This is a genomic window from Tateyamaria sp. Alg231-49, assembly GCF_900143535.1.
Classification (GTDB): domain Bacteria; phylum Pseudomonadota; class Alphaproteobacteria; order Rhodobacterales; family Rhodobacteraceae; genus Tateyamaria.
Genome location: NZ_FRFA01000031.1, coordinates 1 through 20,620, shown reverse-complemented (window position 1 = coordinate 20,620; position 20,620 = coordinate 1). Strand labels below are relative to the sequence as shown.

The window sequence follows — 20,620 nt, the reverse complement described above, 5'->3', positions numbered from 1 at the left end:
ACGTAAGGCTGCAAGCCTGCCCCAGCCGCGCCCGGGCCAACGCAATTTTACGATCAATCCCGGSCATAGGCGAAGTGGCCGCAGCAACCATTCTGATTGAGATGCCTGAGGTCGGTACTCTTGATAAGAAGAAAGCTGCAAGCCTGACCGGGCTGGCTCCGATGACCCAACAGTCGGGAAAGTGGCGTGGCAAAGCCAGCATTCAAGGGGGCCGAAAGCAGTTGCGCGACGCGCTCTACATGCCTGCTCTCGTCGCTGTAAAACACAACCCCGATATGTGCAAAAAATACCAGAGAATGATCAAACAGGGAAAACCGCAAAAGGTCGCTCTCACAGCAATCATGCGGAAACTCATTGAGCTCGCCAACACATTGGTCAAAGCAGATCGAGAGTGGGTTCAAAACCACGCTTGACCAAGACGGATACTCGAAGCAGACGTTCGCAGCACTCTGCCTGAACGGCTGAGTTGCCGGAAAAAGCCGCCACTCAACATTTATGAGCGATCTACTAGCGACCCATCTCTGTATCGCTGTGCGTAACGAATTTCGACTAATCTCGGTCGACTTGTCTGCATAGGTCAAACGCGATCTTAATGCCGAGATGTGACACCTAAATTCCAAGTTTGGCCCGGACAGCCGAATAACTCTTCGAGCCTCTTTTGCCACCTGAGTTATATGATTTTCCTTGTTTGACATAATTTGGTTGCACGTCCAGCCTCAACCATAGTGAGTTGTCGGGTCTGCTGCGAAAAGTCAGACAACTGGCTGGCCCTGTCCTGCGCTTTCTGAGCTTACCACCACTACTTAAGGAATACATCGTACCCTTGCTGCAGAGCATTGACGGACCATCTTTTGGACCCGGTCGTGTAAACCACTTTCCGACAACCAAAATCGTATTTTCCTCATCTACGTATATATATTCCCCATCCTTAGAGTAGAAAACTGAAGTCCCATTCTGGCTGGAGGAACCTGTTTTTTGAATTGTCCATCGACCAGAATGCAACTCCCTAACCTGGTTTTCCTTAAGAGGAACTGAGTCAATAGGCCAACAACGGCGTAAAGAATCGCACTCCCATTCCAATGCAACAGCAGGGCGAGCTGGGCTGATCAAGAACATAAGCGCCAACAGCGGCATGCACATGTGGGATAGTTTTGAACCCATGCATTTTATCCAGGCAAGGGCCAATTGAAGTCCATCTGCCTCAACATCCGTTTCAGCTTCACCAATGTAAGTTTTTGCCATTAGGCGGCCTCCTCCACTCGACGTGCGGTCCCCAAATAGAAAGACGCCTCTGCAACAGTTTACACATTTTTCGAAAGAACTAGTGGGTTAATTAATGCTCGACTGAAAAGCCCGAAACCGGGAACTGCGTTGGTTCTAGAGAAAACCTGCCGCTGGAGGGCGCGTGTGGGTGCAGGTCTACTCGGGTGCGATGCTCCTAGTGCAACGGACTATTTCCCACGCGGAAACGCCAGCACACGTCCTGTCTGTGATTGCTGAGTTGGACGGTGAACGGCTGGTTGCACTTGCCTATCAGGCAATCGATGCACTGGTTTTTGAAGAGCGAGGGCGAGGCGGCGTTTCAACTGATAAGGCGTCATCGGATATCCTTACTGGTGTTAAACGTCATACTGCATCGCGTTGAGAATTTCCACACGGTCCGTCTCATAGTGACTGTGAGACGGAAACCGAATTGAGCGGGTGCTCGATCCAGCCCGATACGGACCCGAGCGCCTGTATTGCTCGAATTGGTCCAAACGGAGAAAGACCGGATCTGGCTTCAAGTGACTTGAAACCGAAAGACCCGATCAGGTGCATAGTCGCTCTGCACCAGAACCTGAAAAATGCTGGTGCTTGGTTTCGCCCGATGCGGACCACAGCGCATGTATGGTCCGATCTGGTCGATGCGAGAGGTACCCGGTCTGGTCTGGTGGCATGGCACAGCCTTGTTCGAAACCACGAGCGAAGGTTCCGTCGCGGGCCGAGAGGTTTGTACGGAAGCTGATTGGCAGGAAATCCAATAAATTTGACCGTTCCGCCAAAGCCGTTGGCGACTAGAAATTCCATGTCTCCTACAGAAGGAGAACCTTATGAAAAGTCAGAAAGTTATTTTGCCAACGTTAATGGTTGCAGCTGTGGCCTTGTCAGCTTGCGCGCCTTCCAACGCCGTGCAGGACTACGCATCATCAAACAGTGTTTCTTTTCGCTATACCGCCTACGACTCTGTGCTGACACTGACAGCAGAAGCCCGTGACAAGGCGGCCCAACACTGCGCCCAACACGGCAAACACGCTAACTATAAGGGTGGAAACGCTGTAAGCCCTCTTTCAGCCGAGGAAATCCATACCTTTGCGTGTGAAGATGTCAAAACGGATGACAGCACAGTGATTGCCGCTCAAAGTGAACGGCCTGACTATGTTTATGTGCCCGTGCAAACATATACACCCACTACAACCCACTGTTCGACAATCGGGTATGGGACAACCTGCACATCATACTAAGCAACCTTTTTGGCACGGTGGCGTCATGACCGACAACGTGATCCAGTTCCCGACCGACTATGAGCCGCAGCCAGAGCCACAGCAGCCACAGGTGGTCCGTGTGGTGGTGGATGTAACACCGCCGCCACCAGCACCGCTTCTGACCCCGTTGGGCGCGCTTGTGATCGTGCTGGCCACGGTCGGCACGTTTGTGATCGTGTCGGCATTGGTCGGTGGTTAAGCCACATCGTCCGCAGCTATAAGTCTTGGGTCAACGTCCGCACAATGCCCAAACCTGCCATTCAGTGCTTCACCAAATGACAATCCATGACTTAGGCCTGAAACAATTAAACGGGCTTGGCGTCCATCTCTCTAATGCCAAGGTCGAATCCCATTTTACGGGGGTCATTCCTTGGCTTCATCTTCTTGAGTGCCTTCGATTAATTCGCGAGGTCTTGTCACACCCAAGTCGAAGACAGCGCTACAAAACCACTCGATACGTTCCAACGAGATGTCTCGCGGCCCACTTCTCATCAATTCGATGCAACTCTGTCGATCATAAAACCCGGTGGGGCCGTAGGCTAAATCATCCCAACGTTGCCAAAGCTGAATATACTCTTCGCTGGAATACGCCTGAATACGTCCTTCGTCAGGAAGACCCAATCTCCGCAGCTCTGTCGCCGCACCACGACTTAGCGTCGGCGGATTGTCGGGATGTCGAAGCACATTCACGGCCCAATCCCTAAGCGGGTCGACGCGGGCTTCTCCTTCATCATAGATTGGATCAGACGCTAAAACCGAAATCGACAATTCAATCATACGGCCCGATACTTCTCGCTGGCTTACCTGATCGTTTAAGTAGAGAGCAGCCAGCGCGACAACTACGGGCAGAGCGACCTTACCTCCAATCTCAAATTTATCCCAAAAGTCTTTGCCGTCTTCCTTATCAGTCAATGTCATTCCTCCTAAGCGCATCCAATGGTTCGAGATGTCTCCCGCAGTGCAATAGGACTGGGACTGGATGTAGAAGCCACCCTTGAAACGGCTAGATGCGTGTTGCACAGCGTAGATTGTGTATCATTTAGACGTTCATACCAAAGCCAAAGATCACAGCCACTGTGTCGGTGCTCTACCAACAATCACGTGCTTCCAGTTCTAGAAGTCCAGAGCCTCGAACGCAAAGTATGGGCCAGAGTATGGGCCAGTGGCCCAAATCGGCCAAAATAAGCTGTAAATGCAATTTTCTGGCGGAGGCTCAGGGATTCGAACCCTGGGGACGCTCTCACGCCCAACGGTTTTCAAGACCGCCGCATTCGACCACTCTGCCAAACCTCCGGTATCCCCCCTTTAGGCAGGCTTTTGCGATTCGGCAAATGCCCCACATCATGTGGAAAATTGCCGATATCGCATGCGCGTGCTTTTCAGAACGGCATATTGGCGCTATGATGCAAAAAGAAACCCGCCTAACGGGTAAAAATATGGTGTCGAAAACGGCGTCAGGTCACAAAGTGGCCACACGAGGCAACAGCAGGCAAGGATCAGGTCCATGAGCAGACCCAACACGCGTTCTACTCTTCGCAACGGTGCAGTTTTTACCATGGCTCTCGCCTTTTTGGCAGGGTGTGACGAAAGCGGGCAGTTTGTGGCGATGCAAGCCTTCAAACCCAACACGGAAACCGAAGGTGTGCCAGAGCCCGGCGCGGTCATCAAAACGACCGAGCGCGATGTCGAAGCACCCGATGTTTTTTCCGCCAATGAGGCCGGCCTCTGGGACGGTCGCCCGTCACTTGGCGGAGTTTGGGTGGCACACCCGGATGTTACTGAACCCGAGCGGGTGATCATTCGCAATTCCAACAACGACAAATTTGTCGTCGGCGCCTTGTTCCGCCGCGAACGCGATATTCCGGGGCCACGCCTCCAAATCAGCTCGGACGCCGCAGAGGCGCTTGGTATGCTCGCCGGAGCGCCTGCCGAACTGAACGTAACGGCCCTGCGCAAAGAAGAAGTTGCATTGGAGCCAGTTGAGGCGCCAATCGAGGCCGACGCGGTCGCGGCACCCTCAGAAGTGACCGCAACTCCGCTTGATCCAATCGAAAGTGCGGCCGCGGCCATTGATGCGCCGACCCCCACCATCCAACCATTGGCGAGTGCAACGCCAACACCGACCCCGGTGGCAGCTGTTGCACCAGCGCCAGTACCCGCCAAGACCTCTTCACTCGCCAAACCATTCATCCAGATCGGCATCTTCTCTGTCGAGGACAACGCAACCCGCACCGCAAAACAAATGAGCAGCGCAGGGGTTGTCCCAACGGTTAAGACTTTCGAGCGCGACGGCAAATCGTTCTGGCGCGTTGTCGTAGGACCTGCAGCAACATCCGGAGAACGCTCCGACCTGCTGGCAAAGGTTAAAAGCGAAGGGTTTACAGACGCCTACGCTGTAAAGAACTAACAAAGGGAGACGTCCGCCCGTGATCCGTATCCTTGCTGCCGCCACACTCGCGGTTCACACCAGTGCAATGTCCGTTGCCGCCTTTGATACACGGGCGACGTCAGCCTATGTGATCGACCACACGACGGGCACCGTTCTTTTGAACAAGAACGCGGACGAACCCCTGCCCCCAGCCTCGATGTCAAAACTGATGACGCTTTATATGGCGTTCGAGGCGATTGAGCGGGGCCAGCTGTCGATGACTGACGAATTGGTGGTGTCTGCACACGCCAACAGTTTTGGCGGTTCGACTATGTTTTTGCGAACCGGCGAACGGGTCACAGTCGAAAACCTGATCCGGGGCATCATAGTTTTGTCTGGCAATGATGCCTGCGTCGTGATTGCCGAAGCTCTTAGCCCGGATGGCACCGAAGGCGGGTTTGCCCGCCTCATGACGCGGCGCGCGCAGGAAATGGGCATGACAAACTCGACATTCGCCAACTCTAGTGGCTGGCCGGCTGCGGGGCATTTGATGTCGATGCGCGACCTTGGGCTACTGGCTCAAAACTTGCTGACTGATTTTCCCGAATATTATCCGATGTTTGCAGAAACAGAGTTTCTGTTTGACCCCGAAGAAGCCTCTAACCGTTTCAACCGCAATCCGCTGTTGAAACTTGGGATTGGCGCGGATGGCCTGAAAACCGGGCACACCCGAGAGGCAGGATATGGCCTGACCGGGTCCGCCAAACAGGGGGACCGGCGTATTATTTTTGTGCTGTCTGGCATGGACAGCGGCGCAGTGCGCGCACAAGAATCCGAGGCCATCGTGAACTGGTCGTTCCGCCAGTTTGCGCAGCGCACGTTGGCCCCAGCAGGTCAGCGGCTCGCCGTGGCGGATGTCTGGGAAGGTGCCGAGCCACAAGTGGGCCTTGTTCCGGCCGAGGACGTCAACGTTCTTCTACCAGTTTTAAGCGCTGCGGCATTAAGCGCCGAAGTTGTTTATACTGGCCCCATTCAGGCACCAATCGCTGCCGGCACTCCGTTGGCGGAACTGGTGCTGCAACCCGAGGGCCTTCCTGAGGTGCGCATTGAACTCGTGGCCGAAACAGATGTGGACCATGGCGGGTTTCTGGCCAAAGTCTCGACTGCGGCCCTGTCCCTGTTCAACATTGTGCGCGGCACACCTGTGGCGGAAGATGAGGCGTGAGCGCCAACGGGCACTTTATCAGCTTTGAAGGCATTGACGGGTCGGGCAAATCGACACAAGCCCGCTTGCTCGCCGAACATTTGCGCGCCAAGGGCTATGAAGTGGTGCTGACACGAGAGCCCGGGGGCAGCCCCGGAGCCGAAGAAATCCGCGCTCTTGTCTTGCAAGGTGATCCGGATCGCTGGTCTGCGGAGACTGAGCTGTTGCTTTTTACAGCAGCGCGCCGGGATCACATGGAGCGGTTGATCAACCCTGCCCTTGCTGCCGGAAAAATTGTGATCTGCGACCGCTTTGCGGACAGCACGCGCATGTATCAAGGCCTCAGCCGAGGCGATTTGAGGGCCTCTGTGGATGCCTTGCATGATTTGATGATTGGGCGCGAACCTGACCTTACGATCCTCATTGACATGGACCCAGCCGAAGGACTGGCGCGCGCCAAAGGACGGCAGGGCCACGAAGAGCGGTTCGAGGATTTTGGGGCTGAGCTGCAACGCGCCATGCGCACAGGGTTCCTTGCTCTGGCAGATGAATACGCCAGCCGATTCCGCGTGATTGACGGGGCGCGGACCCCAGATGCGATCGCCAAGGATATCCAAGCGGTCACGGATACCTATATCGCTGGCTAGCCACCCACCCCTGCTTTTCTGTTTTGAAAAATTCATTGGGAGGACGGGCAAAGTCTCGATCAAATCGTCCCAGCCCATTTCCCCTGCCCTACACCAGTGCTACATCGCGGGGCATGGCTGACGAAGCATCCGATCCCACCCGCGTCCCCGGCGCGCCGCACCCTCGCGAGACGGCAGAGCTTGTCGGGCAGGACGCGCCTCAGGCGGCCTTTCTGGATGCCTTCAATGCCGGACGATTGCACCATGCGTGGTTGATCACAGGCCCACGCGGCGTCGGCAAGGCGACGCTGGCATGGCGCATTGCCCGCTTTTTGCTGGCCACCCCCGATCCGGACCCCGACGATATGTTCGGCGCGCCGATCCCGACCAGCCTTGCTGTTTCGCCAGACCACCCAGTTGCGAGGCGGCTTGAGGCAGGGTCTGAACCCGGCCTCAAATCCGTGCACCGCAGCGAAAATGAAAAGACCAAAAGGTTGCGCGACCAGATTGTCGTGGATGACATCCGCGCGCTGGCGAGCTTCTTTCAGTTATCAGCAGCCGATGGTGGTCGCCGCGTGGTCATCATCGACGCGTCTGACGACATGAACGTCAACGCCGCCAACGCGCTTCTGAAAATGCTCGAAGAGCCGCCTGCGCGCACCACACTGCTGCTGATCTGCCACCAACCCAGCCGCCTTTTGCCGACGATCCGGTCGCGCTGCCGGACTTTGCGTCTTGGCCCGCTTGATGGGGATCAGATGGCACAAGCCATGGCGCAAGCGGGCGTTGATCCCGGCGCTGATGGTGCAGCCCTTGCCGAACTGAGTGCAGGGTCCGTGGGCGAAGCGCTCAGGCTTGCCCTGCTCGATGGTCTGAAACTTTATGCAGACCTCATCAACCTGATGAACACGATGCCAAACCTCGACCGCGCCCGTGCCCTCGCATTGGCGGACACAGCCGGGGCACGCGGGAGTGAGGCAAAGCTTGATCTGCTCTACACCCTCATCGACATCGCTCTGTCCCGCCTTGCGCGGACCGGCGCCGGACACGCCCCGATGACCCAAGCCGCCCCGAAAGAGGCAGAGACATTTGCACGTCTTTGCGCACATCCCGCGCAGGCCCGCGCATGGGCCGACACGGCGCAAACCGCACTGGCACGCGCCCGTCATGGACGGGCTGTGAACCTTGACCCCGGTGCGCTTGTGCTCGACACCCTGTTCAAACTTTCCAATACGGCCGCGCCCAGATGAACCCACAGATCACCGACAGCCATTGCCACCTCGATTTCCCCGATTTCGAAGGACAGCTAGACCAGATCGTCGCGAACGCAGCCGAAGCCGGTGTGCACCGCATGGTGACGATCTGCACGCGCCTGCGCAACGAACCCAGCGTACGCGCCATCGCCGAGGCACACGCGCCCGTTTTTTATGCTGCTGGCACCCATCCCATGAGCGCGGCGGACGAACCTTTGGCCAGCACGGATGAATTGATTGCGCTGGCCAAACACCCCAAGTTCGTCGGGATCGGAGAGACCGGGCTGGACTATCACTACACCTCTGAAAGTGCTGATATCCAAAAGAAATCACTGCGCATCCACATCGATGCAGCGCGTGAAACGGGCCTACCCTTGATCATCCACGCCCGCGCCGCAGACGAGGACATGGCGCGCATCCTGACCGAGGAATACCGCGCAGGCGCCTACAGTTGCGTCATGCATTGTTTTTCGTCCAGCGCGGGATTGGCGCAGGCTGCGCTAGACCTTGGGTTTTACCTGTCTATGTCCGGCATTGCGGCCTTTCCAAAATCCCAAGAGGTGCGCGGCATCTTTGCTGCCGCCCCTCTGGACAGGATTCTGGTAGAAACCGACGCTCCCTATCTCGCCCCACCACCACACCGGGGCAAACGGAACGAACCCGCCTACACCGCGCACACAGCGCGCAAAGGGGCTGAGATCTTTGGCATCGACTATGCAGATTTTGCCGCCCAAACCGAAAAGAACTTCGACCGCTTGTTCTCCAAAGCGGCACAGGCCACAGTCGCGACATGAGCGACAAGCTGACTTTTACAATCCTTGGCTGCGGGTCCTCCGGCGGGGTGCCGCGATTGGGTGGGCATTGGGGCGCGTGCGACCCGAGCAATCCAAAGAACAGGCGGCAACGCTGTTCGCTGTTGGTTGAGCGGCATGGGCCGAACGGGATCACCTCCGTGCTGATCGATACGTCACCAGACCTGCGCAACCAGTTGCTGAACGCAGAGGTCGGGCGATTGGACGGTGTGATCTACACGCACGCCCATGCGGACCATGTTCATGGCATCGACGATCTGCGCATGATCGTGTTCAACATGCGCTCCCGTCTGCAGGTCTGGGCGGACGGGGCAACGCAGGACGCGCTGCTGTCACGCTTTGGCTACGTGTTCGTTCAGCCCAAAGGGTCGCCCTACCCGCCGATCCTCGACCTCAACACACTCAAGGGCGCCACCTCAATCGATGGACCCGGCGGGCCGATCACCTTTGATCCGTTCGAAGTTGGGCACGGCAGCATCGACGCGCTTGGATTTCGGGTTGCAAATCTCGCCTATCTGCCAGACGTGGCAGAGATCCCGGATGCAGCCTGGGACGCTCTCAAAGACCTCGACATCTGGATCGTGGATGCGCTGCGGCGCGATCCGCACCCCACGCACAGCCACCTCGCCAACACGCTGGATTGGATCGAACAGGTGGCGCCCAAACGGGCGATCCTCACCAACATGCACATCGATCTGGATTACGACACGGTGCTGGCAGAAACCCCCGATCACGTTGAGCCAGCCTATGACGGCATGACGCTTACCCTACCCGCCCCCTGACCCATTTTTATCTCGTCAGATTAACTCCCGCCGGAGGCCCCCGCACTCTCGGCTCACACCAAGGCCTGAGACATGCAAGCCCTCCTCGAAGTCATCCTTCCCGTCTTTCTGGTGATTGGGTTTGGCTATGTTGCTGTCTGGCGCGGGCTGTTTCCGGCATCCGGGGTCGATGCACTGATGAAGTTTGCGCAGAACTTCGCAATTCCCTGCCTGCTGTTCTCGGCCATCGCCAATCTCGATCTGTCGGTCAGCCTCAATCCCCGCCTTCTGATCAGCTTTTACGTCGGGGCCGCAGTCGGCTTTCTGGTTGGCCTCTTGGGCGCACGTTACCTGTTCAAGCGTGACTGGGAGGATTGCGTTGCCATCGCGTTTTGCTGCCTGTTTTCGAACTCCGTCCTTCTTGGACTTGCGATCAACGAACGGGCCTATGGTGCGGATGCGCTTCAAGGGGCCTTTTCGATCATCGCGTTCCATTCGCCATTTTGCTACGGGGTCGGCATCATCGCGATGGAAATTGCGCGCAATCGCGGACAATCCCCTTGGTTGATGGCGCGCGGCGTGGCGCGGGCAATGTTTCGCAACGTGCTGGTGTTGGCCATTCTGGCCGGGTTCGTCGTGAACCTCACAGGCATTGCGCTACCCGGCGTGATCCGCGACGGGCTGGACCTTGTGATCCGGGCAGCCTTGCCCACGGCCCTCTTTGCCCTTGGCGGTGTGCTGATCCAATATAAACCCGAAGGGGATGCCCGCGTGATCGCAATGATCTGTGCTGTTTCCCTTTTGGTGCACCCGGCGGTCACATGGGCCCTGGGAACCGCTTTGTCCGTGCCCTCGGGTATCTTCAAAACAGGTGTCCTGACCGCAGCGATGGCACCGGGTATCAATGGCTACATCTTTGCCAACATGTACGGACGTGCGCGCCGTGTGGCCGCCTCTTCGGTGCTGGTCGCGACCGGGGCTTCTGTGGTTACGGCGTGGATGTGGCTGGTGGTTCTAGGTTAGCCGCATTGCGCGCCAGTTGGGCATTGAGTGCGCCCCCCAGCAGGACGAGATAGGCGCTGATGAACAGCCACATCAACATAACGATCACGGCGCCGATCGAGCCGTAGACCTCGTTGTATGTCCCAAAGTTGCGCAGGTAGATTGAAAACCCGGCTGACGCGGCAACCCAGCACACCGAGGCAAAAACGGCACCCGCAGATATCAGTCTGGGATAGCGCCCTTCAAGGTTTGGACCAAGCCGATAGATCAGGGCAAAGCCAATCAGCAATACTCCGAAGCCCACAACCAGACGCACCACCTCAACACCCAGCCCCGTCCAGGGCCCCAAGGGCACGAATGCAAGGATGAGCGGCAGGATCACGATACAAGCCATTGCGACGAGAAGAACGCCGATCAGGCTCGCCGTCAGTAAAAGCGAGCGGAAGAATTGCGAAAAGCCGGCACTGTTAGGTGCATCGTAGATCGTATCGAGACCGCGCATGATCGCTGCCACGCCTGCCCTTGCCGACCAGAAGGCAAACAAGAATGACACGATTGAAGCCCAACCTAGTGTGAGGCCGTCAGCCGTAGACAGCTTGCTCAATTGCCCTGCCAGCAGGCGGTAAACATCACTCGGTATCACGGCTTGAAACTCTTCAAGCTGGGTCAGTGCCAGACCCGGATCGCCGACAATCCCCCACAGTGCAATGGTCGCTGCAAGTCCGGGAAAGATCGCGAGGATCGCGTAAAACGCCACGCCCGCTGCGATCAGACCAAGGTTCTTTTCGTTCATCAGGCGCATCACATGACGCCCAACGCGCCACCAAAGTGCAGCAGGTTGCGCAGCGCGTGTCGCGAAAGCAGGTTTATTCATGAAATGGCAGTCGCCCTTGATGGTTTGGCGGTCATGTTAGCCTTTGCTTGGCGCGACGCAATGCCATGGTTCTGAAACGATTGAAGTCTTCGGCCCGCCACCACCGCGCCGGCTTGCCCTGTCTTTATGCATTCATGCTTCCGCTCCATTGATTAGCTTGTCCCAAAGCAGGTGTTGGGAAGAGCATCCTTTACCCAGCCCAGTTTTGCGATCAACATCACGCCAAAGCGACTTTGTCTTGTGCAATTTGCCCCCGTGAATGGGAGACAAGGCAATAGCGCAACCACAGGGCCAGACAAAAGGATTCCATTGATGAAAGACGCCGTCGACGAATTGCGCGAAAACGTCTCAGTTCCGTTTGAACGGGCGCGGGCCATGCCGCCATCGGTCTACACGTCAGAGGCATTCATGGAGCGGGAACTGCGCGACATCTTTGCCAAAGACTGGTTTTGCGTGGGGCGGGCCTCTGCGCTGGCAGACACGGGCGACTACGTCACGCTAGACCTCGCCGGGCAACCGATCATCGTACTGCGCGACGGGAATGGGGCGCTCAAGGCAATGTCCAATGTCTGCCGCCACCGCATGTCGACCTTGCTGGAGGGGCGCGGCAACGCACGCAGTATCGTGTGCCCCTATCACGCATGGACCTACAATCTGGACGGATCTTTGCGCGGCGCACCTGCCATGACCCAGAACGAGGGGTTCTGCAAAACTGATTACGCCCTGCCCGACATCCGATGCGAAGAATGGCTCGGCTGGGTGTTTGTCACCCTCAACGCTGATGCAGCACCAGTGTCAGATCAGCTCACCTCGCTCGCTGAGATGATCGAAGACTACAATATGGAGAACTACACCGAGACGTTCTTTGAAACCCATATCTGGGACACGAATTGGAAGGTGCTGGCCGAGAATTTCATGGAAAGCTACCACCTGCCCGTCTGTCACGCAGGCACCATCGGTGGGCTTTCCAAGCTCGAAGAGATGGTGTGCCCCCCCGGCGAAGACGCCTTTAACTATCACACCATCCTCAAGGATGAGACCCTCAGGATAGCGCTGGCCCACCCCGACAACACCCGCATGGTCGGGGACCGGCGCCGCATGACGTACCTGATCGCGATCTATCCCAGCCTGATGATCACCCTGACGCCGGGATATTTCTGGTACCTGTCCCTGCATCCCCACGGGGTTGGACAGGTCAAGATCGGGTTCGGGGGCGGCATGTCCAACGATTATGCCAATAACACGGACGCGCAGGCCAATTTTGTTCAGCTGAAGACCCTGCTTGATGACGTGAACATCGAGGACAAGGGTTGCACTGAAAAGGTCTATCGCGGGCTTTGTTCAAACGCTGCCGCTGCGGGGCATCTGTCGCATCTGGAACGACCCAACTACGACTTTGCCCAATACATCAACGCGCGTATGGCGCGCGCTCAGGCATAGGATCAGACCCTTGGCGCATACTCGCATCCGACCGTTCAACACTTCAGACACCTATCCCGAACAAAGCCTCGACAACGATTTGGCACAGGCGGTGGTGACCACCGGCGGGCGGATCGTGTGGCTACGCGGGCAGTGCCCCCAAAACCTCGACGATGCCAAAAACATCGAAAGCCATGACCCCGTCGAACAGACCCACAAAGTGATGCAAAACATCAAACAGCTGATTGAAGAAGCCGGCGGTGAGATGGCGCATCTGGTCAAGGTCGTCGTCTACATAACCGATGTGCGTCACCGCGAGGCGGTGTACCGCACCATGGGCGAGTACATCAAAGGCGTGCATCCTGTCTCAACAGGCCTCGTGGTGCAGGCGCTCGCCCGCCCTGAATGGCTGGTCGAGATCGATGGCACGGCGGTGATCCCGGAATGACGTTCTCGTTGGTTGCCCGCTGCGCCGAAACGGGCATGTTCGGCATTGCAATCTCGTCGTCCTCGCCTGCGGTGGCGGCGCGCTGTGTTTACACCCGCGCAGGCGTGGGTGCTGTAGCAAGTCAGAACATCACCGACCCGCGGCTGGGTCCATTGGCGTTGGATGCGATGCAAGCGGGCAAGGACGCAGGTGAAGCAATTGCGCAGGTGCGCGATCAGGGTGACTTCATCGACTACCGGCAGGTGCTGGCCATTGACGCCCAAGGGCGCACGGGCATCCATTCTGGCCCCAATTCCTTAGGTATCTGGACGGATGCGGCAGGCGTTGACGTTATCTCAGCCGGTAATCTTCTGGCCAACGAAACCGTGCCGCAGGCTATCGTGGTCGGGTTTGAAACAACTGTGGGCCACATCGGGGATCGCCTCGTCGCCGCACTGCGCGCAGGCCTTGCGGCGGGCGGCGAAGCAGGCCCAGTACACTCGGCTGGTCTGCAAATCTGCGACAAAGTCGCATGGCCCGTCGCCGATCTGCGCTGCGATTGGACAGAAGACTGCCCGATAGAAGCCGTAGCAGCGGCGTGGGACGTCTACAAACCGCAACTGGACGCATACGTGCAACGCGCCCTGGATCCACGCGAGGCACCTTCATACGGAGTGCCGGGGGATGCTTGATCTGCCAGCCATAGCGGGCGGTCTGTCTGCCTTGCGCGCGCAATTGGCAGAGTGTGCCGCCGCTCCGCAAGATGCGCCACGCAGCCTGCCCAGACGCGCCTATACCGACCCTGCCCTGTTTCAGCATGAATGTGCCACTGTGTTGCGCACAGGCTGGCACTGCGTCGGCCGGGTCGATGAACTGGAACAGATCGGCGACTATCTGACGCTGACCCTCTTGGGCGAACCCCTGCTGATCGTGCGGGACGAGGATGGGATCAAAGCCTTGTCGAACGTGTGCCGCCATCGCGGGATGCCACTCGCCGAAGGCAGCGGAAACGCGAACCGGTTTGTATGTCGCTACCACGCGTGGACATACGGCACCGACGGGCAGCTTTTGCGCGCGCCACGCATGAAAAACGCCAGCTTTGATCCCAAGGCGTGCAAGCTCGGCACGTTTCATTGCGCCGAACGGTTCGGGTTTATCTACGTGAACCTTGACGGGGCACCGGGCGACATTGATGCCGATCTCAACGGCCTTGACGACCTGATCGGGCCTTACCAGCCCCAAGACTACAGCATCGCCCACGTGGGGACCGAAATCTGGCACTGTAATTGGAAAACGCTGGTCGAGAATTTCATGGAAGGCTACCACCTGTCGGTGGTCCATCCCCAAACCCTGCATGGCTACACCCCCACTGGCCTCAGCAAAAAAGGGCCGAGTGGGCCCGGATTTACAAGCTATTTTGCGAACTATCCCGACAATATCCCGGGCCGGGGCGAAGGCGCGCCGGGTCTGGACAAAGAGGCGCTGCACCGCTCGACCCTGTTTGCCGCGTTCCCCTGTCAGGTGGTGAGCGTCGCCGCCTCTCTACTCGTCTCGCTCAGCATCCGCCCCCTCACCCCGACATCGATCGAGGTGCGTTGGACCATGTCCGTCTATGGCGACGCGTTGGATGGTGACACGATCGACCAGCGGATCGCGCTTTGGGAAGACGTCAACCGCGAAGACCGGGAAAAACTGGAAGCGATGCAAACCGCCCTTGGCTCGATCCATGCGACGGGTGGGCCGTTGGCGGGGCCTGATTACGAGGGCACGGTGCATGATTTCTTGCTCTGGCTGGCACGGCAGGATGCGCAAACCCCTTGATAGCGCTTGATTTGTCGCGACAGCTGCGCATTGTTCTGTGATGCCTTTGCGGTTCACATTCAGACAGTTGGAATACCTTGTCGCGGTCGGCGATGAAGGGACCATCGCGATGGCCGCGCAGCGGCTCAACGTTTCCTCACCGTCGATCTCAACCGCTATCAACCAGCTTGAGGGGCATTTCGGCATTCAGCTGTTCGTGCGCCGCCATGCCCAAGGCCTGTCTCTGACACCGGGTGGCCGACGTGTCTACAACGAGGCCAAGCGTATCTTGGGCGATGCGGCAGCCCTTAACGATCTGGCCAATGATATCATCGATCTGCCGCGTGGACCGATCTCCATTGGGGCCTTGTCGACCATCGCGCCGGTGGTCAGCGCGCGGTTCCGCCGGTCGTTCGAGGATGCATTTCCCGATGCGCAGGTTTCGTTGCACATGGGCGATCAGGTCGAATTGTTCCGTATGCTGGGTCGAGCCGAAATTGATGTCGCAATCACCTATGATATGCAGCTGCCCGTGGATATTGATTTCCACCCGCTCATATCCCTAGCGCCCAAGGTCATGCTGCCCATCGACCATCCGATGGCCGCACAGTCTGACGTGTCCCTAAAGGCGCTGGAGCCTGAACCGATGGTCCTGCTCGATCTGCCGCTGAGCCGAGATTACTTTTTGTTCACTTTCCAAATGGCCAATACTCAACCCAATATCGCCGAACGCGCGACGGATCTTGCGCTGGTCCGTTCGCTCGTTGCGCATGGATACGGCTACAGTCTGGTCAATATCGGCACGGATCACACCCTGTCACCCGACGGGATCGAATTGGCCTTCAAACCTGTGCGCGAGCCGGTCAAACCGCTGATGCTGGGCCTTGCCACTATGCGCGCCGATCAACGCTCCGCCATTGTAACCGCGTTCTTTGATCACGTGGCGGGCATGGATGTGACGCCTTAGCGGCGTTCAAAGCCCAACCACCAACCGCTGTAGCAGCGCATCCATCATCGCATCACAGGCCGCAAGCTGTGCGACGCTGACGTATTCATCCGGCTTGTGCCCCTGCGCCATGGACCCTGGCCCACAGACCACTGTCGGCACCTCCAGCCGCGACGAGAACAGCCCACCTTCGGTGCCAAACGCAACCTTCAGCGTTGCGTCATGCCCGCTGAGGCCCTGCACCAATTGCACCACGTCACTGTCGGGGTCGGTGTTGAGCGGTGGGTAGGTGTTTGTAACGTCTATCGAGATGTCGGCTTGCGGAAAATTTTTGCGCAAGCCTTGCACATAACTTGCCGCATGGTCCCGAATTTGTGCCAGAAGTTGTTGCGGATCGTCCTCGATCAAATTCCTGATCTCGAACAAAAATTCCGATCTGTTGGGCACGATGTTCAGGGCCGTCCCCCCTTCGATCATACCCACATGCAGGGTCGTATAGGGCACGTCATAGGCCGGGTCCCGCGCGCCTGCCGCGGCAAGTTTGTCCTGAAGATCGCGGATAAAGCTGATGATGTCGCAAGCCATGTGGATGGCGTTCAACGCACTGGGTGCCAGCGCAGAATGCCCTTCGCGTCCGGTCGCCACAAGGCGCGCCGCGGTCTTGCCCTTGTGACCCGTTGCGACCTGCATCGACGTCGGCTCTCCCACGATGCAGAACCGGGGTCGGATCGGTGCCGCCGCCAACATATCGATGAGAGAGCGCACCCCAACACACCCAATCTCTTCGTCATAAGACAGCGCGAGGTGCAGCGGTGTTTTCAGGTCCAGAGTTGCCGCCCGCAACGCCGCCGCCATTGCGCTGGCCACGAACCCTTTCATATCGGCGCACCCGCGCCCGAACAGCAGACCGTCGCGTTCTGTCATCTCAAACGGCGGAACGGTCCAATCCTGCCCGACCACGGGCACCACATCTGTGTGCCCCGACAACAGAACGCCGGGGCGATCCAAGCGCCCGATGGTGGCATATAGATTGGCCTTCTGGCCACTTGGGTCTTTGATCAGTTCAACTTGTGCGCCAACGTCGCGCAACAACGTCTCGCAATACAGGATCAGGTCCAGATTGGGGTCCGCGCTGACGGTTGGAAACGCGATCAGATCGCGCAGAAGGTCGGTTGTTTGCATTACACGGCGACGTCGCTCAGGTGCGGCGCTGCTATATGCTCCGCAAGGTGCTGTGCATCGACCCAGACACCCCAGATAAAGGACGATCCGCGCATCGAAAGCCACGGAAGGCCCAGAAAATACACCCCCGGTTCGGATGATACGCCCCGGACGTGCTGTGGTGCGCCGTGCGCGTCAAAGGCATCCACCTTCAACCAGCCAAAATCCTGCGTGAAGCCAGTCGCCCAGATGATCGTACGGATCCCCGCTCTTGCGAGGTCCAGTTCTAGCACCGGGTTGGTGACGCACTCGGGATCGGGCCGCTGAATACGGGCCTCGTGGTCAGGCGGTAAATCAAGGCCTTCGCGCGCAACGTAGTCATCTGCTTCATCAAGTATCGACAGGTAATTGGCATCCCCCGCCGCGATATTACTCGCCAGATCCGGGGCAAACCGCATGACGCCATCCTCGCAGTCACGGGTCATACCCAAAAGATTCATGCCCTTGGCGGCAAAGCGTCGGAAATCCACGGTTTGCCCACCATTTGCGCCGCTCACCGCTATGGTCACATGCTCGGCTCCGGCAGGTGGCAATTTCATCTCCCACTTGCCCAACACGCCCAACCACCAGACAAAATCGTGCCCCCGATAGCTGCGCGGCGGGCGATCGTGCGGGCCAACTGACAGGTAAACATCGCGCCCAGCATCCAGCAACTCTTCGGCGATTTGCGACCCCGACGATCCCGCCCCCACCACCAAAACACCGCCAGCGTCCAACTGCGATGGATTGCGGTAGGCGGTTGAGTGCATCTGCACGAGGCCCGCCTGTTCAGGAACGAGTGGAGGTATCGCCGGGTTCTGAAACGGCCCGGTGGCCGCCACTACATTGCGCGCGCGAATGGTTCCTTGGGACGTCTGGGCGACAAATGCACTGCCATCGGGAGCTTTTTCGACCGACGTTACTTCAACGCCGCAGCGAATGGGTACATCCATCTTGTCCGCGAATTCTTCGAAGTAGGCGGCCATGGAATGTTTGGAGGCAAAGTCATCCGGACCGACATCAGAGATTTCCAGACTTGGAAAACGGTCGTGCCACGCCGGACCATTGGCAACAAGCGAGTCCCAGCGCGCGCTGCGCCAGCGTTCAGCAATGCGATGGCGCTCTAGGACGAGGTGATCAATGCCCTGCTTGCTCAGGTGTTCACTCATCGCCAAGCCGGCCTGACCGCCCCCCACAACAAGCGTATTTACGGTCTCATCTGACATCGCGCTTCCTCAGCCGGGAATTCAAAACGGTTGAAAGAAGCATAGCCAAGGAAAAAGACTACTCATACTTCGCATTTGCTAACCATTGCTTGGAGCCATGCTAAGGCCCCTGCTCTGCCAAGCAAAAGTAGGTTGTGAAGTGTTGCGCCCAGCGCAATAGCATAAGAACTGATAAAACAGGTGGGCCACGCCATTCGAAGTCATAAGAATAGCGCGAGCCATGTATGCGTCAGAACAATCGATCGCGGTCCAGAATGACCAAAGACCACATCAGAAACCGCGCGTGTCAAAGCGCGAGTAATTAATGGCCGCAGCACAATCTAGGTCATCCGTCGCTGAACAGCTGACGGCCCGGATACCATCGTAAACGACACGACGGTCAAATACTCGACCATTCTGATCATAGGTTCGCACTTCTGCTCGCAACGTCTCGCCCTGGAAATTGAAAGTGGTTTCACGCGTGGCAATCGTTTGGCTGCACGCGCTCAAGATCACGGGCAATATCAACAACGAGGTCCTAACCATAACTTTTCTTTCCTTTCGGTAGACATGCTTCAAACTTCGCATGCTTTCGTCAATGGTGACGCTGTTTGGCGTCCCATTCAAGTCTCATGTGTTTTTGCCTGTTGAAGCCGGAACCGGGAAAGCAACTCTCAGACCACAACTCACTTGTGCAGATGAGCTCGTGTTTCTCAAAAGAAAATGCACATAGAACACTCTCGCAGCAGAGCGATCTTTGACAAATCTGATGCCATCACAAGGTATCTGGCAGCGAAAAGGCACTCCTTGAAACCAGAATACATTTCAGACCACACGCTGTAGGCGGTGCTGCGGTGACCTTGCCTGAGGTCAGGCATACTCGCCCCCTTTGCCAGTCAGCGCATCAAAGACATCAAGGCCGGTTGCCCGCTCAATCTTCGCCAGCAGGTTACACTGCTCTTTGAACCCCGCCATCTCCGTCTGCAAGCCGCTCAACCTTTGCTCCGTGCCCCCGTCACGACCAAGGATTTGCCGGATGCTTGAATATGCCTCGGCCATCAGTTCCCAGCGCGAGCTGAAATCGCCCTCGTTTGGGGCAAAGCGCAGCAAATGGCTACTTTCAGCCCGAAGCAGACTTCATCAAGGCCTCAGTACTAATCATGGCGGAAAAGAATTTGGAAATGCTCACGTTGATCCATTTCTCAGGACCTCCCACGCGCTGTTAGGTAAGCGGGGAAATACTTGGTTTCAGGAATTTCAATGTCGAAGACGAGAGTGTGCTAGCTTGGACAGATGCTAATTCTAACAGGAGATCAAAAACCATGAAATTATCGCAACTTATTGGAGCTACCTTTCTTTTTGCAGGATCCGCTCTGGCTGACGGTCATAGCGCAGATGATGTACACTGGCACATTACGATGACAGTCAACTCCGGGAAGGCAGATGCAGTTAAACCGCTTTTAGACCGGATGGTCACCGCGACGCAGACCAACGAGCCAGGCGCACTAACCTACGATTACATGGGTGAAGGCGATCAGGTGCACATTTACGAACGCTATGCCGACAACGCTGCGGCGATGACGCACATGGGGAATTTTGGTGCCAATTTCGCCGAAGAGTTCCTCGGAACCTTCACTATAACGTCAGTCGTGGTTTATGGGCCGGCAGGCGACGACCTGAAGGAAGGGCTAGCACCGTTCTCGCCAACGTATTTTCCTCAGATCAGCGGCTTTTCGCGCTGATCTGATGGCTTTCTAAGTGGTCGCTCTGTTCTGCAGAGCGGTCATTCAGGCACCGCACAGCGAACGACTGCAAAGTGGTCATTGGAACCTCACACAGCGAATGCCCGTTTCGTCCCGCAACTCAGTGATAAACCCCTCGAAATTCGCTGCGGTCGCGACCAATGTCTGCGTTTCTCGCTGCGATGCCACGCGTAGCGAGGCGATTTTCGGCAAGAGCGAAGGGGGCGATTTCAATCAGTCAGTTTTGGGCTTGTCTTATGCTTTCCTTATCGATCTGCAAAGATTGAGCCACTGCCGGCCAAGCCATTTATGGCTGGCAGTGGTGGCGGCTGGATCGCTTTGGGCTTGGTCGTGAGGGACCGTTTTCGAGTATGGTCAGCCGCCGTCTTCGCATGAGGCCTGAACGGATACGCAAGCTGGATTTTTCATGGGCTTGCATGACAAGCATAGGACATGACG

Annotated in this window: 22 protein-coding genes and 1 tRNA gene; 16 read left to right on the top strand and 7 right to left on the bottom strand. The window is 57.4% G+C overall.

Going from position 1 to position 20,620, the window contains the following annotated elements; genetic code table 11:
- The coding region (locus DHN60_RS21770) for a transposase (RefSeq protein WP_159089337.1) at nucleotides 1–413 on the top strand (413 nt) is incomplete at its 5' end.
- 196 nt (nucleotides 414–609) lie between these two features.
- On the opposite strand, the gene DHN60_RS22435 is transcribed toward DHN60_RS21770, so the two are convergent.
- Nucleotides 610–1,242, bottom strand: coding sequence for a hypothetical protein (locus tag DHN60_RS22435; protein WP_159089336.1), 633 nt, complete (start codon nucleotides 1,240–1,242; stop codon nucleotides 610–612).
- An 848-nt stretch (nucleotides 1,243–2,090) separates the two neighbouring features.
- On the opposite strand from DHN60_RS22435, the gene DHN60_RS21760 reads away from it, so the two are divergent.
- Nucleotides 2,091–2,501, top strand: coding sequence for a hypothetical protein (locus tag DHN60_RS21760; protein WP_159089335.1), 411 nt, complete (start codon nucleotides 2,091–2,093; stop codon nucleotides 2,499–2,501).
- Between the two features lie 25 nt (nucleotides 2,502–2,526).
- Nucleotides 2,527–2,721, top strand: a complete 195-nt coding sequence (locus DHN60_RS21755; RefSeq protein ID WP_108839400.1) for a hypothetical protein — start codon at nucleotides 2,527–2,529, stop codon at nucleotides 2,719–2,721.
- A gap of 164 nt (nucleotides 2,722–2,885) precedes the next feature.
- Here the strand turns inward: DHN60_RS21755 and DHN60_RS21750 are convergent, their stop codons facing one another.
- Both DHN60_RS21750 and DHN60_RS21745 read right to left on the bottom strand, forming a co-directional pair.
- A complete protein-coding gene (locus DHN60_RS21750; protein WP_159089334.1) occupies nucleotides 2,886–3,434 on the bottom strand; it encodes a hypothetical protein in 549 nt (182 codons plus the stop codon).
- Nucleotides 3,435–3,725: 291 nt separating this feature from the next.
- A tRNA-Ser gene (locus tag DHN60_RS21745) sits at nucleotides 3,726–3,815 on the bottom strand.
- Nucleotides 3,816–4,026: 211 nt separating this feature from the next.
- On the opposite strand from DHN60_RS21745, the gene DHN60_RS21740 reads away from it, so the two are divergent.
- The 7 genes from DHN60_RS21740 (at nucleotide 4,027) to DHN60_RS21710 (ending at nucleotide 10,569) form a co-directional block, all read left to right on the top strand.
- Nucleotides 4,027–4,929, top strand: a complete 903-nt coding sequence (locus DHN60_RS21740; RefSeq protein WP_234423744.1) for an SPOR domain-containing protein — start codon at nucleotides 4,027–4,029, stop codon at nucleotides 4,927–4,929.
- A gap of 67 nt (nucleotides 4,930–4,996) precedes the next feature.
- The gene (locus DHN60_RS21735; RefSeq protein WP_108839397.1) at nucleotides 4,997–6,115 is read left to right on the top strand and encodes a D-alanyl-D-alanine carboxypeptidase family protein; all 1,119 of its coding nucleotides are present in this window, start codon (nucleotides 4,997–4,999) and stop codon (nucleotides 6,113–6,115) included.
- The gene (tmk, locus tag DHN60_RS21730) at nucleotides 6,112–6,741 is read left to right on the top strand and encodes a dTMP kinase (RefSeq protein WP_108839396.1); all 630 of its coding nucleotides are present in this window, start codon (nucleotides 6,112–6,114) and stop codon (nucleotides 6,739–6,741) included. The genes DHN60_RS21735 and tmk overlap by 4 nt, the downstream gene beginning before the upstream one ends.
- A 113-nt stretch (nucleotides 6,742–6,854) precedes the next feature.
- Complete coding sequence (locus DHN60_RS21725) at nucleotides 6,855–7,970, top strand: DNA polymerase III subunit delta' (RefSeq protein WP_108839395.1); 1,116 nt, start codon at nucleotides 6,855–6,857, stop codon at nucleotides 7,968–7,970.
- On the top strand, nucleotides 7,967–8,767 hold the full coding sequence (locus DHN60_RS21720) for a TatD family hydrolase (RefSeq protein ID WP_108839394.1): 801 nt from the start codon (nucleotides 7,967–7,969) through the stop codon (nucleotides 8,765–8,767). Before DHN60_RS21725 ends, DHN60_RS21720 begins: the two co-directional genes overlap by 4 nt.
- Nucleotides 8,764–9,567: an MBL fold metallo-hydrolase gene (locus tag DHN60_RS21715; protein WP_108839393.1), complete on the top strand. Its 804-nt coding sequence runs from the start codon at nucleotides 8,764–8,766 to the stop codon at nucleotides 9,565–9,567. The genes DHN60_RS21720 and DHN60_RS21715 overlap by 4 nt, the downstream gene beginning before the upstream one ends.
- A gap of 72 nt (nucleotides 9,568–9,639) precedes the next feature.
- The gene (locus DHN60_RS21710) at nucleotides 9,640–10,569 is read left to right on the top strand and encodes an AEC family transporter (RefSeq protein WP_108839392.1); all 930 of its coding nucleotides are present in this window, start codon (nucleotides 9,640–9,642) and stop codon (nucleotides 10,567–10,569) included.
- On the opposite strand, the gene DHN60_RS21705 is transcribed toward DHN60_RS21710, so the two are convergent.
- Complete coding sequence (locus DHN60_RS21705) at nucleotides 10,535–11,422, bottom strand: YihY/virulence factor BrkB family protein (RefSeq protein WP_108839391.1); 888 nt, start codon at nucleotides 11,420–11,422, stop codon at nucleotides 10,535–10,537. The genes DHN60_RS21710 and DHN60_RS21705 overlap by 35 nt on opposite strands.
- A 312-nt stretch (nucleotides 11,423–11,734) precedes the next feature.
- On the opposite strand from DHN60_RS21705, the gene DHN60_RS21700 reads away from it, so the two are divergent.
- From DHN60_RS21700 to DHN60_RS21680, 5 genes are read left to right on the top strand one after another with little or no spacing between them, the layout of a single operon-like run.
- Nucleotides 11,735–12,862: an aromatic ring-hydroxylating dioxygenase subunit alpha gene (locus tag DHN60_RS21700; protein ID WP_108839390.1), complete on the top strand. Its 1,128-nt coding sequence runs from the start codon at nucleotides 11,735–11,737 to the stop codon at nucleotides 12,860–12,862.
- Between the two features lie 10 nt (nucleotides 12,863–12,872).
- Nucleotides 12,873–13,289: a RidA family protein gene (locus DHN60_RS21695; RefSeq protein ID WP_108839389.1), complete on the top strand. Its 417-nt coding sequence runs from the start codon at nucleotides 12,873–12,875 to the stop codon at nucleotides 13,287–13,289.
- On the top strand, nucleotides 13,286–13,960 hold the full coding sequence (locus tag DHN60_RS21690; RefSeq protein WP_108839388.1) for a DUF1028 domain-containing protein: 675 nt from the start codon (nucleotides 13,286–13,288) through the stop codon (nucleotides 13,958–13,960). The genes DHN60_RS21695 and DHN60_RS21690 overlap by 4 nt, the downstream gene beginning before the upstream one ends.
- A complete protein-coding gene (locus DHN60_RS21685) occupies nucleotides 13,953–15,089 on the top strand; it encodes an aromatic ring-hydroxylating dioxygenase subunit alpha (protein ID WP_108839387.1) in 1,137 nt (378 codons plus the stop codon). Before DHN60_RS21690 ends, DHN60_RS21685 begins: the two co-directional genes overlap by 8 nt.
- Before the next feature lie 40 nt (nucleotides 15,090–15,129).
- Nucleotides 15,130–16,035 (top strand): LysR family transcriptional regulator, encoded by a 906-nt coding sequence (locus DHN60_RS21680; protein WP_108839386.1) that lies wholly within the window; start codon nucleotides 15,130–15,132, stop codon nucleotides 16,033–16,035.
- 6 nt (nucleotides 16,036–16,041) lie between these two features.
- Here the strand turns inward: DHN60_RS21680 and argE are convergent, their stop codons facing one another.
- The 3 genes from argE to DHN60_RS21665 form a co-directional block, all read right to left on the bottom strand.
- A complete protein-coding gene (gene argE / locus DHN60_RS21675) occupies nucleotides 16,042–17,196 on the bottom strand; it encodes an acetylornithine deacetylase (protein WP_108839385.1) in 1,155 nt (384 codons plus the stop codon).
- Nucleotides 17,196–18,440 (bottom strand): NAD(P)/FAD-dependent oxidoreductase, encoded by a 1,245-nt coding sequence (locus tag DHN60_RS21670; RefSeq protein ID WP_108839384.1) that lies wholly within the window; start codon nucleotides 18,438–18,440, stop codon nucleotides 17,196–17,198. Before DHN60_RS21670 ends, argE begins: the two co-directional genes overlap by 1 nt.
- Nucleotides 18,441–19,289: 849 nt before the next feature.
- Complete coding sequence (locus tag DHN60_RS21665; protein ID WP_108839383.1) at nucleotides 19,290–19,529, bottom strand: hypothetical protein; 240 nt, start codon at nucleotides 19,527–19,529, stop codon at nucleotides 19,290–19,292.
- 212 nt (nucleotides 19,530–19,741) lie between these two features.
- Here DHN60_RS21665 and DHN60_RS21660 point away from each other — a divergent pair, with 212 nt between their 5' ends.
- On the top strand, nucleotides 19,742–20,161 hold the full coding sequence (locus DHN60_RS21660) for a putative quinol monooxygenase (protein ID WP_108839382.1): 420 nt from the start codon (nucleotides 19,742–19,744) through the stop codon (nucleotides 20,159–20,161).
- The last annotated feature ends 459 nt before the right edge of the window (nucleotides 20,162–20,620 follow it).